General features: G+C 67.1%; 12 protein-coding genes. 10 read left to right on the top strand and 2 right to left on the bottom strand.

The window, feature by feature from the left end:
• Window positions 1-75: 75 nt before the first annotated feature.
• Window positions 76-936: a haloalkane dehalogenase gene (locus NE2_RS00560; RefSeq protein ID WP_063022859.1), complete on the bottom strand. Its 861-nt coding sequence runs from the start codon at window positions 934-936 to the stop codon at window positions 76-78.
• A 176-nt stretch (window positions 937-1,112) separates the two neighbouring features.
• Between NE2_RS00560 and NE2_RS00555 the strand changes: the two genes are divergently transcribed.
• The 5 genes from NE2_RS00555 to NE2_RS00535 all read left to right on the top strand — a co-directional run bounded on the left by NE2_RS00555 (window position 1,113) and on the right by NE2_RS00535 (window position 6,238).
• Complete coding sequence (locus NE2_RS00555) at window positions 1,113-1,307, top strand: hypothetical protein (protein ID WP_063022857.1); 195 nt, start codon at window positions 1,113-1,115, stop codon at window positions 1,305-1,307.
• 22 nt (window positions 1,308-1,329) lie between these two features.
• The gene (locus NE2_RS00550; protein ID WP_233429597.1) at window positions 1,330-2,790 is read left to right on the top strand and encodes a serine hydrolase domain-containing protein; all 1,461 of its coding nucleotides are present in this window, start codon (window positions 1,330-1,332) and stop codon (window positions 2,788-2,790) included.
• A gap of 29 nt (window positions 2,791-2,819) precedes the next feature.
• The gene (locus NE2_RS00545) at window positions 2,820-3,554 is read left to right on the top strand and encodes a MerR family transcriptional regulator (RefSeq protein WP_063022853.1); all 735 of its coding nucleotides are present in this window, start codon (window positions 2,820-2,822) and stop codon (window positions 3,552-3,554) included.
• 171 nt (window positions 3,555-3,725) lie between these two features.
• Window positions 3,726-4,979 (top strand): cytochrome P450 family protein, encoded by a 1,254-nt coding sequence (locus NE2_RS00540; protein ID WP_063022851.1) that lies wholly within the window; start codon window positions 3,726-3,728, stop codon window positions 4,977-4,979.
• Between the two features lie 11 nt (window positions 4,980-4,990).
• The gene (locus tag NE2_RS00535; RefSeq protein WP_063023285.1) at window positions 4,991-6,238 is read left to right on the top strand and encodes a cytochrome P450 family protein; all 1,248 of its coding nucleotides are present in this window, start codon (window positions 4,991-4,993) and stop codon (window positions 6,236-6,238) included.
• Between the two features lie 217 nt (window positions 6,239-6,455).
• Here NE2_RS00535 and NE2_RS00530 read toward each other — a convergent pair whose 3' ends face one another.
• A complete protein-coding gene (locus tag NE2_RS00530) occupies window positions 6,456-7,451 on the bottom strand; it encodes a GlxA family transcriptional regulator (protein WP_063022849.1) in 996 nt (331 codons plus the stop codon).
• Between the two features lie 72 nt (window positions 7,452-7,523).
• Between NE2_RS00530 and NE2_RS00525 the strand changes: the two genes are divergently transcribed.
• From NE2_RS00525 to NE2_RS00505, 5 genes are all read left to right on the top strand, one after another.
• Window positions 7,524-7,859, top strand: coding sequence for a cupin domain-containing protein (locus NE2_RS00525; RefSeq protein WP_063022847.1), 336 nt, complete (start codon window positions 7,524-7,526; stop codon window positions 7,857-7,859).
• Between the two features lie 196 nt (window positions 7,860-8,055).
• Window positions 8,056-9,267, top strand: a complete 1,212-nt coding sequence (locus NE2_RS00520) for a TIGR02679 family protein (RefSeq protein WP_063022845.1) — start codon at window positions 8,056-8,058, stop codon at window positions 9,265-9,267.
• Window positions 9,268-9,316: 49 nt separating this feature from the next.
• Entirely contained in the window at window positions 9,317-11,047 is a 1,731-nt protein-coding gene (locus NE2_RS34620; protein ID WP_174553892.1) for a TIGR02677 family protein, read from the top strand.
• Window positions 10,947-12,083 (top strand): TIGR02678 family protein, encoded by a 1,137-nt coding sequence (locus NE2_RS00510; RefSeq protein ID WP_233429618.1) that lies wholly within the window; start codon window positions 10,947-10,949, stop codon window positions 12,081-12,083. The genes NE2_RS34620 and NE2_RS00510 overlap by 101 nt, the downstream gene beginning before the upstream one ends.
• Window positions 12,080-16,072 (top strand): TIGR02680 family protein, encoded by a 3,993-nt coding sequence (locus NE2_RS00505; protein ID WP_063022841.1) that lies wholly within the window; start codon window positions 12,080-12,082, stop codon window positions 16,070-16,072. Before NE2_RS00510 ends, NE2_RS00505 begins: the two co-directional genes overlap by 4 nt.
• Window positions 16,073-16,180: the final 108 nt, after the last annotated feature.

Genomic DNA, 16,180 nt, shown 5'->3' with positions numbered 1-16,180 from the left:
GGTTCGCTGTTCGGGGTGTCGGACGGCGCGTCGGCAATCCCTGGAGAACAGCGCCTTCTCCTGTGCCGCGCCCCCTCACGGGAAACGATTCGTGATGGCCGTCGCGATCGCGTCCGGCGCCTGTTCCTGGATGAAGTGCCGAGCACGTGGCAATTCGACTATCTCGAGATCTTCGAAAGCGGCTCGTATGCGAGGCAGACATGCTTTCGGCCGGAACACCATGTCGCGCATCCCCCACACCGCCAGCGCCGGCTTGTCTCCGAGGAGCGCGGGAACATCTCGGGAAAGCTGCGCCAGCAGCGGGGCCGCAGCACGAATCTCTCCGGGCATCACCGCGAGCCCACACCGCGCCTCCGGGGAGGGCTGCACCGCGCGATAGTGCTCGACTTCGGCCGCGCTGAGCGTGCGGCCCAATTCCGAGAGCAGCACGCGCTCGATGAGAAAATTCTGCTCGAGTATCCGGCGCTGCATCGGACGGCTGCTCATAATCGCGCTGAATGCCTTGTTCGCCATTGCTTCGATCGGCCAGAACACCGTGTTGCCCAACACGATTCCCCGTACCCGATCGGCACGCGCCACCGCCGCGCCCAACCCGATGGGCCCGCCCCAGTCCTGTCCCATGAGGATGAAATCGTCGAGCCGCAGATGATCGATCAACTCGCCGAGTACGGCGGTGTGCTCCGCGACCGTATAACCGAAACCGGAAGGCCGCTCGGACAATCCGAACCCTGGACAGTCCACCGCGACACACCGATACCGATCCCGCAGCCCCGTCACGATGTGGCGGTAAAGGAAGCTCCACGTCGGAGACCCGTGGCAGAACAGGATCGCCGGCCCGGAACCTTCGTCGATGTAGTGCACGCGCCCGGCCGACGAGTCGAACCAGTGCGATTCGAACGGGTACAGACTCTTGTCCGGTACGAATTCGATCATCATGCTGTCCTCCCTTCGAGGCAGGCTATCCCGGCCGCCCGGCGCGCGCTGCGACCCGAATCACCCTGATCGCGAGACCTGGAAACTCGGGGCTGTTTCGGTGTGCGAGGGCTTCCTACGCTTCGAGGTGCTACCAGGGCCGGAGTCGGCTCTAACACCTATTGAATTGGAGAAGTCCCATGAGCAGGCGATTCGCCGTCACGGTCCTGACCGCTGCCGCGCTGGCACTGCCGCTCGCAGCCACCGCACCGTCGGCATCGGCCGCGACGACCGGCACGGGTTCGTCCTCGGGTTCGGCCGATGCGCTGAGCAACCTGATCTGCCAGTTCCGTGACTATCTCGGCATGGGTGGATGCGTCTACCACATCCCCTGAAACAAAAAGTTCCGTCTTCGGCTTGACCTTGACCCTGGGGCAGGGTTCGACGATGGTCCGCATGAACAACAACGCACTGCACACCATCGCCGACCGGATCCGCCCGCAGGTGGCCGCCTTCTGTGAGTCGGACCAGGTTCCCGGCTACGTCGCCGGTGTCTATCACGCGGGCGAGCAGGTCGTCGTCTCGCACGGGACCGCGAACCTCGCCACAGGCGCTCCGATGTGTGACGACACCGGCTTCCTTTTCGGTTCCGTCACCAAGGTGCTGACCACCACGCTCGTGATGCAGCAGGTCGAACGCGGGTTGCTGAAACTCGATGCGCCGGTCGTGGACTACCTGCCCGAATTCGCGCTCGATGATCCCGGCGCCGCCGGCGAAATCCTTGTCCGGCATCTGATCTCACACACCAACGGCATCGATGCGGACCTGTTCTTCCCCGATGCGGAGGGCCGCGATGCACTGAAACACTACGTCGAGGGTCTCGCGAGCTGCGGCACCCTGTTCGAACCCGGCGAGCAGCTCAGCTACTCCAACGGCGGCATGATCGTCGCCGGGCGACTGCTCGAGGTGGTAACCGGCACGTCCTACCCGGATCTGCTTCAGCGGGAGTTGTTCGGACCGGTGGGCATGACGACGTCGAGTACCTCTGCGCGACAAGCGATTCTGCGCAGCACGGCGGTCGGGCACTTCATCGATCCCGAAACCGGGGGCGTCGAGCCGACCGGGATGTTCATGCTTCCCGACACCTGGGGACCGGCCGGCGGCACCCCGATCGGCACGGTCGCCGACCTGCTGGCGTTCGGACGCACGCACCTCGCCGGTGGCGTCGCGCCGACCGGCGCCCGGATCCTGTCCGCGGAGTCGACCGCGACGATGCAGCGAGTGGCCCACGATATGAACACCCCGAACGTCCCGCCGATGGGTCTGGGGTGGGTGCGATACCCGTTCGGCGACACCACGGTGCTGGCGATGTCGGGCGCGTCGCCGGGCGGGGTGTCCATCCTGTGCGTCGTCCCCGAACACGACCTGGTCTTCACCGCCTTCGGCAACACCTCCGGAGCGATCCTGCTGCACGACCGGCTGCTGCGGTGGCTGCTCACCGAGCATCTCGGCATCGAAATCCCCACGCTCGCCGATGCATTCGACACCGACGTCGACCTCACCCCGTATGCAGGCACCTACCGGTCCGGTCAGCTCCGCGTCGACGTCGACATCGTCGACGGGCAGCTCGAGGAGCGCGTGACCTACGAACCCGACGACGCGACGCAGGAACGCATCTTCACCGCGTTCGCCGGTGGCGCGACCTCGGCGCCGCCGCAACGCTACGTCGCGGTCCGGCCCGGTCTGTTCGCCCCCGCGGGCTATCCGCCGGAGATCTTCGACGGCTACCTGCGGTTGCTGCTCGTCTCCTACCACGACATTCGCGACGGTCGCGCCCGCTTCCGCAATGCCGGCGGCCGCCTGACCCGGCGTTCCTGATCGTCCCGGCGCGCGGAAGGATGTCTCCTATGCTCACGATCGGACAGCTCGCGGACTATGCGGGGGTGACCGTCAAGGCCGTGCGCCACTATCACCAGCGCGGCCTCCTCGCCGAACCCGACCGCGACGCCTCCGGCTACCGCCGCTACACCGCGCAGCACGCGATCGACCTGGTCAAGATCAGGACACTGGCCCATGCCGGGGTGCCGCTGGCCCGCGTCAAGGATCTGCTCGACGCCGACCCCGGCGCCCTCGCGGCGGCCCTCACCGAGATCGACCACGACCTCGAACAACGCATCGAGCAGCTGCGGCGAACCCGGGAGCAACTCACCCAGCTGCGCGGCGGGGACCGCCTTTACGTGTCCGCGGACGTCGCCGACCACCTCGACGAACTGCGCGAACTCGGCGTCAGCGAACGTCAGATCCAACTCGAACGCGACGGTTGGATCCTCATGCAGACCGCCTCTCCCACGGCGGCCGCCGCATGGATCGCCGAAAAGCGCACACTGCTCGACGATGCCGAATTCCGCGCCATCTATCTCGACTACGACGCGGTCTACGATTGTTCCCCGGACGACCCGCGCCTGTCCGAGCTGGCGGCGCGGACGCGAGAGTGGTTCGCGCGCAGAGGCAATGCAGCGACCGTCGTCCCGGACCACGATGCGACCATTGCCCAGCTGGCGGTCCAGTCGCAGCCGGGCGCGACATCCCCGGCGTGGGATCGGATCGCCGAGCTGATGCGGGAGCCGGACGAGGGGAAGTGACAGGAGCTCGCCGCAGCAACCTGCACGCAACAAACTACCGTGCTGTCTGTTTTGTCAAAAACATTGAATTACAACGGTTTCCGCTAGGGTGTCGGCCGTGCCCATACAACGAATGGCAGGCAATCTCGCAGGACATCGGACAGGACACGCAACATCTCGCGCGGGGGACGTATGCTGAACGACGCAGACGCGGTACGTAGCAGCGCCGGGCCGGCCGATCACGGTTCTCCGGCGCATTCCGCCGAACCACAGATCCGGTTGGACACCACCGACTTCGCGGCCGACCCGCACCGCGCCTACGAATCCATGCGCAGCCGTGGGCCGCTGGTGCCGATCGAGCTGGCGCCCGGCGTGCCGGCCACACTGGTGATCGGATATCAAGCGGCGCTGCAGATTTTGAACGACGAGGCTCGCTTTCCCGCCGACCCGCGCCGGTGGGAGAAGAACGCTCCGCCGGACTGCCCGGTGACCCCGATGCTCGGCTATCGGCAGAACGCCCTGCGCACCGCGGGTGCGGAACATGCCCGTTACCGGCGCACGATCACCGACGCGCTGGACACCGTCAACCTGCACAAGGTGCACGGCGCGGTCGCACGCGCCGCCGACGCTCTCGTCAACTCCTTCTGCGAGCGCGGCACCGCCGATCTGCGGATGGATTACGCCTTCCCGCTGACCTTCCGGGTTCTCAGTGAGTTGATGGGCTTCCCCGAAGACGCCGCATCCGCGGCCTACCAGGGGATGGCCGCGATGCTGGACGGGGTCGGCGCCGAAGAAGGTCAGCAGCGGTTCATCGAGGCGCTGCTCGCGGTGGTCGAGCAGAAGCGCGAGCGCCCCGGCGACGACCTGACCTCGCGACTGCTGACCCACCCGGAGGGCCTCGACCCCATGGAGATGGTGAACCAGGCCGCGTTGTTGTTCTCGGCGGGCACGGAACCGACCTGCAATCTGATCCTGAACACCCTGCTGCTGTTGATGGCCGACGAAGAGTACGGCGGTAACGTGCTCAGCGGCGCGATGGACACCCGCGATGCCATCGACGAGGTCCTGTTCGCGGATCCGCCGCTCGCCAATTTCTGCATGACGTATCCGAGACAGCCGCAACTCATCGGCGACGTGTGGTTGCCGGCCGATCAGCCGGTGGTCGTCAGCTTGGCGGCATGCAACACCGATCCGCATATCGTCGGCGGTGACCGGCGCGGAAACCGGTCGCACCTGGCGTGGGGAGTCGGCCCGCACTCGTGCCCGGCGCAGCCGCTCGCGCAGACGATCGCGCGGCAGGCCATCGATCTGCTGCTCGATGCGCTTCCGGATATTCGCCCGGAAGTTCCTGCGCAGCAACTACGTTGGAGGACCGGGCAGTTTCACCGCGCCTTGGCAGCCCTGCCGGTGGTGTTTCCCGCATGCCCGCCGATGCGTCTCACCTGATGGAGGGTCCGATGACAGATACGCAGCCGCTGGTGCTGGATCCCAGCGCCGCCGACATCCAGGGCGAGCTGGCCCGCATTCGCGCTCGCGGCCCGGTCGCCCAGGTGGTGCTCCCCGGCGGCGTGCCGGCCTGGTCGGTCACCGACGCCACCGTGCTCAGGCAACTGCTCACCGATCCGCGTGTCTCCAAGGACGCACATCAGCACTGGCCGCGGTTCATCGACGGCGAGATCGGCCCGGACTGGGTGATGTTTCCGTGGGTGGCGGCGAGAAATATGCTCACCACCTACGGCGAGCAGCATCAGCGGCTGCGCAAACTCGTGGCACCGGCGTTCACGAACAAACGGACCCAGGCACTTCGGCCGCGGATCGAAGCATTCGTCACGGAACTGCTCGACGAGTTGTCCGCTGTCACCGACGGCGAAATCGTCGATTTGCGTGCGGGTTTCGCCACCGCGTTGCCGATTCGCGTCATCGGCGAACTGATGGGCGTTCCGGCCGGGATGGATGATCAACTGCGCATCCACGCGGACGGAATTCTCGATACCAGCCTCGACCCCGCCGAGGTCGGTGCGCATTTCGGGGCACTGTTCGTCCTCATGGAGGAACTGTTGCGGCACAAGCGTGAGAACCCGGGCGACGACCTCACGACGGTTCTGATGAACGCCCACGACGACGCGGACGGATCGCGGCTCGACGAACAGGAGTTGCGTGACACGCTGCTGCTGATCATCACCGCCGGCCACGAAACCACCGCGAATCTACTGGACCACAGCATTATCGGCCTGCTGACCCAGCCGGAACAACGGAAGGCCGCTCTCGCAGAACAGATTCCGTGGGCGGAGGTCGTCGAAGAAGGGCTTCGGTGGAATGCACCGCTGGCGCATATGCCGATGCGATTCGCGGTGGAAGACATCGACATCGCCGGTGAGTCCGGCGGTGTGCGGATCAACCGCGGAGATGTGATCATCGCGTCCCTGGCCGGCGCGGGGCGGGATCGGAAACTGCACGGCGACAACGCCGATGCGTTCGATGCCGGGCGGCGATCGAAGGAACACCTCGCGTTCGGGTACGGGGTGCATCATTGTCTGGGGGCGCCGCTGGCGCGGCTCGAGGCGACGATAGCGCTCCCTGCTCTGTTCACGCGGTTCCCCGATATGGAACTCGCGGTGGATCCTGCTGAGCTGCGCCCGATTCCGAGCATCGTCACCAATGGGCATCGCGAAATCCCGGTTCACCGGACGGCCCGCAAATCCTGATCGCAGCCGATCGATGGATGGCCTCGACCCGCGCCGGGACGGGGCCATTTTCTTTGTGAGCGATCGAAGGCTGGGCCCGTGGCGATCATCGCCGCGACAACAGCCGTACCGTGTGGTGAGGAAGTACTGCTGCTGCCGTCGTTACCGGATCACTGTGCCGGCAGACTGGACCGGCCACGTTGCGTCCTGCTTCGCAGTGGACCGGTGCGGAACTCCGTCAGCGCAACGAACCGCCGGAGGCCGGCCCTGCGTGAGGCGATATCCGCGCGGTGCCGGCGGTCGGTGTGCGGAACGCGCGCCGATACGCTCCCGGCGTGGTGCCGACCTGGTCGCGGAAGCGGCGGCGCAGATTGACCGCCGAGCCCAGCCCAACCCGGACGGCGATAGCATCGACCGGTAAGTCCGTGTCCTCCAACAGAACTCGCGCCTGCGCTATCCGGCGTTCCAGCAACCACCCACCCGGACTGGTACCGAGCTGATCGGCGAACCGGCGCGCCAGCGTACGCGGGGAGACGTTGATATGCGCGGCCATATCGGCGACCGACAGCGATGTCTCGAGCCGCGCCTCCGCCCATTGCAACAGACCGTCGAATCCGTCCTCGACGGGTGACGGCGGCGCGTACTGGACCTGACCGCCATCGCGATGTGGCGGCATCACCATGTGCCGCGCGATCAGTGCGGCATGCGCGGCCCCATGATCCGTGCGAACCAGGTGCAGGCACAGGTCGATTCCCGCACCCGCTCCCGCACTCGTGGCCACATCGCCATGGTCCACATACAGCCGATCCGGCTCCACCCGAACCCGCGGAAACTCCCGCGCCAATTGCCCGGCCCGCGCCCAATGCGTCGTCGCCGAACGCCCGTCCAACAGTCCGGTCCGCGCCAACGCGAACACCCCGGAACAGATCGTCACCAGCCGCGCTCCACGGCCGTGCGCGCGAACCAGCGCCCGCCGCACCGCACCCGGCAGCGGCGTCTCCACCGGCAACCATCCCGGAATGATCACGGTATCCGCCGAGTCCAGCGCCGCCAATCCCCGAGTCACCGATATCGCATAACCCGCAGTCGTGGGCACCGCGCCCGGCGCCTCCGTGCACACCTCGAACTCGTAGTGCTGCGGCACCCCCTCTCTGGGGGTACCGAAAACCTCCACGGCACAACCGAGTTCGAACGTCGACTGCACCGGCCGCACCAACGCCACCACACGATGCATGGCAAGAATGTACCCCTCGACGTCATCTCAGACACTGTCGATGCCCCATCGGCATCCGGCACCGTGGCAGCTATGAACCCCGAGATCCTCGCCCAGGCCGGCTACACCTGGACAAACCTCGCCGACGCCCCCAGCCGCGAACTCTTCCCGGGCGTCCGGCAACGCCAACTGTGGAAAGGCGACAACGGCGCCCACGCCCACGTCCTGGAAATGGACCCCGGCACCTCGTGGCCCCGCCGCGACGTGCACGAACCCGGACCGGAGGAGGTATACGTCCTCACCGGCACCTTCAACGACGGCGCGCGGGACTACCCGGCAGGCACCTTCATCCATGCCCCGGCGGGAAGCTGGCACGTTCCGGCGAGCGAGACGGGATGCACCCTGTTCCTCTTCTATCCGGAGGGGTAGATCGGCTGCGCATGGCTGTCCAGTGCGTTCACCGACGCGGCGGCACCGCTCAGGCCGCATCAAGGGCTGGCCCTCGAAATTGTTGTGCGGCAGGGAAAAGGCAGGCGTAGCGGACGGAGTGCGGGCGTACAGTTTCGCCGGTCGTATGTGGACGGTGTGCTCGCTCAGCGGACCGCGGTCCCGGATACTGATGCCTATGACGGGCGGGACGGTGGTCGGGCTGTCGGCCGACTTGGGAATTGTGTGGCGGGCATTGCATCAGCGATTCGGCTCCGGCGCCACGGTGACATCCGTGCGGGTCGGGCCGATGAGCACCGCCGAACGCGATGCGGTGGCCGACCTGCTGGGCACGGCAACACTGCCGCCCGCGGTGTGCAAAATCCGTATCGACCAGCTCGACTCCGCACTGGCGGAGGCCGTGGGGATGACCACGCGTCAGGTGGTGGAACGGGCGGTCGGCCCGATCGAGAATCGGTCGGCAGCGCGTGCCGAGCAGGCGGTCCGGCGACGCGAGTTGTGGGACTGGCTGGACGCACATCCGGTCGTGCGGGCACAACCGGCGCTGGGGGACTGGGCCCGGGCGATGCGACGTGCCGGCATCATCGGAGGCTCGGTCGACAAGACGCGGGACCTGCTGGCCGACGCCCTGGCAGTGCTCCAGGCAATACCCGCGCCAGGGACGTCGCTACCGGTGTTCGCGGAGCAGACGGTGCGCGATCCACACGCCCTGGACAACGGAACTCGACTACATACGGCCGTCATTCGCGCCCTGGCAGCGATCCACAACTGTGATGTGCCCGGTGATGCTGTCGGATTGCGCGGTTTTTGGGAGATGGCGGGCGTAGCCGACGACGAACTCTCGTCCACCGTCCTCACCGCCGGGCTGCGCGTGGCCGCACCCGGATCGGTGCTGGACGCTGTGCTCCGAGTCTGCGCAGCGGCAGGCTCGGCCGCCTCCCTGACCCTGCAACAGGTGCGCGGCGCGGATCGGCTCACTGCCGTCTCGGAAGTGGTTCGGGTCGTGGAGAACCCGAGCGTGCTGGCGACCGCGCTGAAACGCTTCGGACGATCCTGCCCGCCGATCGTGTGCACTGCCGGTTGGCCGTCCGGCGCCGGTATTCGCCTCCTGGACCTTCTGGCTGCCGCGGGCGCCCGGCTGGAATACCACGGTGATTTCGACGGTGAGGGCCTGCGGATCGCAGCCCACGTGATCGCCCGCACCGGAGCGCATCCCTGGCGGATGAGCAGCGCGGACTACTTGGCATCGGTCGGTTCGGACGGGCAACCGGCGGGGCGGGTATCGGAGGTTCCCTGGGACAGCGATCTGGCGGCGCATATGCGGCGGACCGAAATCTCGGTTCCGCAGGAGCGGGTCGTCGAGATTCTCCTCGACGATCTGGCGTCGTAACTGTCGGTGCCGGGCGTTACCGTGGCCGCTGATCGAGGGGAGACACCGCATGGACCCGATTCGAGTCCCGCCGGAGATGTTCCGGTTCACCGGTGCCGAGCGTTCCGGGCTTTATACCGCGGTGCTGCATGCGTTCGGTGAGGCGAACGAACACCTCGAGACCGCGCTGAGTCTGGACATCTTGCGCTCCCGCCTGCCCTCGGTCGGCCGCCTCGAACCGGTGGCCGATGAGGAGCTCGCCGAGGTGCTGGATCAGTTGCGGGCGTGGAATCTCGTCGATGTCATCCAGAACCATTCGGAGAACTACCGGACCGCCGTCGACTACGAACGCCGCAATCTGCTGTATTCGCTCACCAAGATGGGGGAGGCGGCCTTCGCCGGGGTGGTGCACGCCTTGTCCGTGCTGGCCTCGAGCGGTGCCCTGCAGACCGCGGTCCTCGACGCGATCGCGGACCGGTTGGGTGACCTGGTCCGGGTGCTGGAGTCCGGAACCGACCGGCAGGTGTATGTGGTGCTGGCCGAGTTGGAGGGCCACCTCGAGGCGTTGCGTTCCGGGACAAAACAATTCAACGGCGAACTGCAGCGCCTACTGCGCGCCGACGGCGTCGACCTCACGGTGTTCCATGAAGTCAAGGCCGCCACCGTCGCCTACCTGCAGGAGTTCCTCGACGACCTCGACATCCGCGCACACACCATCGCGGTCCGGATTCAGCAGGTCGAGGATTTCGGTGTCGCCCGACTGCAGCAGCGGGCACTGGGCGGCGCCGACCTGCCCGTGCATACCGGAACCGATCCGCGACCGGCCTGGCTGGAACAACGCCGGGCCCGCTGGGCGGGGCTGCGTGCCTGGTTCCTGCCGGCGGACGGCGCCGCGCCGCGCATCGACCAGCTGCGGCAGGTGGGCCGGCGCGCTATCGTGACGCTCCTGCAGGTCCTCGACCGCCTAACCGAATCGCGCCGCCGCTCCAGCAACGCCGTCGCCGACTTCCGTGAACTCGCCCGCTGGTTCGCGGTCATCCCCGCCGAACACGATCGGCATCGTTTGTGGTCCACGGTGTTCGGGCTCAGCCCGGCGCGGCATGCTCATCTGGCGCACCCGGATCCGGAACTGGTGAGTTATACGGCCTCGTGGAGCGATGCCCCAGATGTGGCGGTGTCGCCGCTGCTGCGTAGCGCGGGCCGGACGGAACGAGTGGGCCGGACGGGTGCTGTTCCCGATGTTTCTGCCCTGCGTAAAGAGCGCGTTGCCAAGGCGATTGCCGAGCGCGCGGAAATCCAGGCGGCCTGGGACATGCTCTACACCGGCGGTACCGCCCGGCGGCTGTCGGAATTCGGGGAACTCGATCACGCGATGTTCCAGCGCCTCCTCGACCTGATCGGGCGCGCACTCGGTTCGGCACCGGGGTCCGGCGGCGCCCGGTCGGCCCGGGCACACGACGGCCGCATCCAGATCGTGCTGCGGCCCGCCGTCGACGACGCCGTCGCCGAATTGCGCTTGCCGCAGGGCGTATTTCGCGGCCCGACTACCTCGTCGAGATTCACGCCGTCGGGCGGAACCGACCATGACCGACCTCACCAATCAGCTCGCCATCGCCGAAAAGGAGGAGGTGGGTCGCGGCATTCGCTATTTGCTCGCCGAACCACTGCTCACCGCCAAGTCAGCGCCCGAGCGCTTCGACATCGTCCGCCGCCGCCGGGTACCGATCGCCGCCTGGTTCGACACCTTCTGTGGCTGGGGACTGACCGTGGAACCACGGGTGGGGTACGCGCGGTTGCGTAAGGTCCGGGCGAGCGCCGATGCGACGCGCCCGGCCCGGCGGAACCGTTCCCAGCGGGCACCGTTCGACCGCCGCCGATATGTGCTGCTCTGTGTTGCCGCCGCCGAGCTGTGCACGGTTCCGGTGACCACCATCGGCATCCTGGCCGGCAATGTGACGGCAGCCACCGCGAACGAACCGCTGCTCACCGGATTCGATCCGGTCGACAGGGCAGAACGGCGAGCCTTTGTCGACGTCCTGCGGCTACTGGAGTCGTTCGGAGTTTTGGAAACCGTCGACGGCTCGTCGGACAGCTACGTCGATTCGACACACGCGAAGGTGCTGTACCGGGTCGACAACACACTGTTGCTGCGGCTGCTGGTCACTACGTCGGGCCCCTCGCAGCTGGGCGTTCCGATCGAGGAGGTGCCGCTGCGGCTGCCCGAGATACTCGGCGAACTCACCCGTGAACGTCGTTACGGCGCCGCGGCAGTACCGCAGGGCCGCCATACCGATTCGGCCACCGTACCGGACGCGCAACGCAATCTCTGGTTGCGGCACAGCGTATTTCGTCGACTCGTCGATGACCCCGTGCTGTACTTCGACACGCTCACCGACGCCGAGCGGGGCTACCTGACGACTCCGACCGGTCGGCAGATGCTGAAGCGGGCGGCCGATATCGCCGGCTTCGTCCTCGAGGAGCGGGCCGAAGGGGTGATGTTCGTCGACCCCGAAGCGCTGTCCACCGACCAGAAATTCCCCGATGATGCCGCCACCGCCAAAGTCGCCGCTCTGCTGTTGCTCGACGAACTGACCGGCCCGTCGACCATTGAGCAGCTGCGCCGGCACGCGGCGGAACTGCTGCAACGATTCCCGCGCTGGGCGCGTACGTATCGCACCGATGACGGTCCCGGTGGCCTGGTCACCGACGCGCTGGCGGTTCTCACCCAGTTCCAGCTGGTTCGCACCACCGCCGGGCTGGTCGTTCCCCTGCCCGCTGCGGCGCGCTACCGCGTGCAGCAGCCTCGTCTCGCCGATCCCACCCAGGAGCCGTCATGACCGCTGCCATACCGGTGCGCTGGACGCCGACCCGCGCCGGAATCCTGAATATCTGGCGCTACTACCGCGAGGTGTTCGAATTTTACGAGGGCCGACTGCTGCTACGCGGTGCGAACGGCAGCGGCAAATCCAAGGCACTGGAGTTGTTACTGCCCTTCCTGTTCGACGCCAGCCTGCGGGCCAGTCGGCTCTCGACCTTCGGCACCAGTGAACGGACGATGCACTGGAATCTGATGGGGGAGGGCGCTACCGGCGTCACCCGGGTCGGCTATGTGTGGCTCGAATTCCGGCAGCGGGATCGCTGGTTCACCTGCGGTGCCCGGCTGCAGGCCACCGCCCGGACCACCAGCATGCACCCGGATTTCTTCACCACGCGCCAGCGGATCGGCGAGCCGGGTGAAGACGGGGTGCTGGTGCTCACCGATTCGGACCGGCCGATCGGGCGAACCGAACTCGACGCCCGGATCGGCGAGCACGGCGCCGTGTACGACAACGGCGCGGCCTACCGGGACGCGGTGCGCTCGAACCTGTTTCCGGAACTGTCCGAACAACGTTACGACGCCCTCATCACCGCACTACTTCAGTTGCGGATGCCGAAACTCTCTCAGCGCCTCGACCCCGGACTGTTGTCGACATTGCTGTCGAAGGCGTTGCCGCCCTTGGGAACCGACGAACTCGCCGAACTCGCCGAGGGTTTCGAACGCCTGGATGCCCAGCGGGAGCGGCTCGTCCGCCTGGACGAGGAATCGGCCGCGGTCGCGAAGCTGGCACATCATCAGCGCACCTATGCGCAGCGCGTGCTGCGCGCCCATGCCGGGGAGCTGGTTTCGGTGACCACCGAGCTAGACAACCTGTCCGAACGGGCTAAACAGGCCGCAGAGCAGCACAACACCGCAATACGACAACTCGCGGCTACCCAGCAGGAAGTGATCGACCTAGGGAGAAGGCATGACCAACTCGATTCGCGCCGCGAGGGATTGACCAAATCCCACGCCTACCGTGAGGGCGCGAAACTCGAGGATCTGCGCGCGAATGTGGCCAAGGCGCAACGACGGTACGACGAGGCGCAGGAGCGAGCCCACCGCGACCGCGACCTGGCAGCGAGGGCGGAACAACGCCACCAGCAGGCTCAGCAGCGCGTCGCATCGTGGCGGGAGACCGTAGCCCAGGCCGGCTCGCAAGCTCAGCAGGCAGCCCTTCGCTGCGGGATGGACGCCACGTTCGACGAGATCGCCGCGGCCGGTGAGCTTTCCGGCAGCTCCGGCCTGCTCCGCAATTCTGTTGCGGCGCGAGATGATCGGGTCCGACGAGTGGAACGCGGCATCGAGGAGTATGAGAAGAAGCAGGCGTTGAGCGAGGCCGCCGAACAGCGTGTCGAGCAGGAACGCCAAGGGTTGGCAGACGCCGACGAGCAGCTCGGTGCCGCCGGCGACGAGCGGGACCGGGCGCTGGAATCCCTGCGGCAAGAGATCGCGGTGTGGGCCGACGGGTGCTCCGAGTTGCGGTTGGATGCCGAGTCCCTGATAGCGGCAGCAGCTTCCGATACCGGATTTGCCGAGCAGGTGAACAGCGCGGTCGCCTACGCCCGCGAGAACATTGCCGCCGCGACCGAAGCCTGCCGCCGAGACAAGCGGGAGGCGATTGCCGGGCGGGGCCGGTTGCAGACCGAACGCGAGAAGCTGCTCGCCGAACAGGATGTGCCGCCGGCCGCACCCGAATGGCGGACGGCCGACCGGTCCGCCATATCCGGCGCACCCCTGTGGCGGCTGGTCGATTTCGCACCGGGCATCGATTTCGCCACCGCTGCGGCGGTCGAAGCCGCCCTGGAATCGGCTGGCATCCTGGACGCCTGGATCGGACCCCAGGGCGAGATAACCGGCCACGATCTCTTCGCCGCCCCCGATGCACTTCCTGCCGTCCCCGGCGAATCACTCGCCGATGTGCTGACCGTGCTCGACGGGGCCGACGTGGACACCCAATCGGTGCGAAAGATATTGGCCGCCATCTCCTTCGGACGCACCCTCGCTGACGGTCTGGCGATGGCGGTCGGTGCCGACGGCCGCTGGCGCATCGGCAACCTGCACGGCAGCTGGGCCAAACCGGCGGCGACCTATATCGGCGCCGAGGCCAGAAGGCGAAACCGGCAACATCGCATCGCCGAACTCCAGTCCGTGATCGCCGAGATCGATGGGCGCATCGACGAATACGATCTGGCGCTGCGGAAGCTGTCGAATCGGCGCGAGTCGATCGACGCCGAGCTGCGCGCACAACCGGACCGCGGCGGCTTCCGCACCGCCGAGACGGTCCTCGCTGGCGCAACCACCAGCCGGGACGCCGCGGACCGGGCGTTGCGGTCCGCGATCGACGCCCTGCACGTCACACAAACAGCGCAGGCGACCGCGCTGCAGAACCTGCATTTGCTGGGCGCCGAGAGCGGGCTGCCGATCGAAAGGCCCGCACTGGAATCGCTGCGCAGCGCCCTGAAGTCGTTCGAGGGGAAAGCGCAGACCTGGCTCGACCACCGCCGCGATCTCCAGCATGCCGAGGCCGACGAACGGGGCAGCGCCGACAATGCCACCAGCGCAGCCGATGAGGCGGACCGGTCCGCCGGCAGCGTAGCCCACGCTGAATCCGAACTCCGCGACAGCAGCGAGCAATTGCAGGCAGTCGAGGATTCGGTGGGGATGGAATACCGCGCGGTGTTGAACGAGATCGCCGCTCTGCGAACCGAACTCACCGACGCGGCCGAAGCGTTGGAAGCCGCACGCGCCCGCCAGATCACCGAGACCGGTGAGGAAGCCAAGCTAGCGACCCGGGCCGACCTCGCCGCGCAAGCCCACCGGGACAAGGCCGTGGAACGGGATCGCAGCGCGCAGCGGTTCCGCGACCTCGCCAGCAAAAACCTGTCCGCAGACGCCGAAATCCCCGAACCGGACACCTTCCGTGACCTGCTCACCGGCTCCGGCGGTGTCCGCGCCGCCCTCGACGCGGCACGAAAGGTGACTGCGGCCTGGCCGAGCATCCCGCATACCGCGAACAACATCGGCGATGCGCTGCGCCGGCTCAGCGAATCCGTGCACGAATGCCGCACCTCACTGAGCGCCCGCGCCGACCTGGACCTCGAATCCGACGGCGACGTCCAACTCCTCACCGCCGTTGTCGACGGCACTCGCGTCGGCGCGGCCGGCTTGAAGGAAATCCTGCGCCGTGAAGCCGACCAGAGCCGCAACGACATCACCCAGCACGAACACGAACTGTTCGACAAGACCCTCACCGGTGACACGCGCCGTCACCTTGCCTCCAGAATCCGGCAGGCAAGCGCACTCGTCGACGCCATGAACGAACATCTGTCCCAGGTGCGCACCGCCTCCGACGTCGGCGTGCAATTGCGGTGGCAGGTCGGCAAAGATCTGCCGCCGGGCACCGTCGCGGCCCGCGAACTGCTCCTGAAGGATCCCGCCCACCTCAGCGACGCCAATCGCGAAGCCCTGCACAGGTTCTTGCGCGCGCGCATCGAGGACGCCAAAGCCGCCGATTCCGCCACCAGCTGGGAACAACAGCTGGCCGAGGTCTTCGACTACACCCGGTGGCACCAGTTCACCGTGCGCATCGACCGCGGCCACGGCGACGGCTTCCAGGAACTCACCAAAAGACTGCACGGCGCCCTCTCCGGCGGCGAAAAGGCGATCGCTCTGCATCTGCCGCTGTTCGCAGCCGTTGCCGCGCACTACCACGCCAGCCCCACAGCACCCCGCGTGATTTTGCTCGACGAAGTCTTCGTCGGCGTCGACGCCGTCAACCGCGGCCAGATCTTCGCCCTGCTGTCCGCACTGTCACTGGACCTGATCCTCACCTCCGATCACGAATGGTGCACCTACTCGGAACTGAGCGGTATCGCCATCCATCAGATCGTCACCGGCGATGACAGCGATGCCGTGACGACTGTGCGGTTCACATGGAATGGATCGGAACTGGAACCTGCGGCGTAGCCGAGGCGTCACCGCGGCAAGATTGCCGAGCACGTCGGGAGCCGTGAAGCGTCGGCTGTAGGAACTGTCGTCGTACTGGCGAAGGGCTCCGGCGTCGCTGCCTGGCCG

It is taken from the genome of Nocardia elegans NBRC 108235, from assembly GCF_001612845.1.
GTDB lineage: Bacteria > Actinomycetota > Actinomycetes > Mycobacteriales > Mycobacteriaceae > Nocardia > Nocardia nova.
The sequence above is the reverse complement of the archived record's forward strand: the minus strand, read 5'-3'. Positions and strand labels throughout refer to the sequence as shown.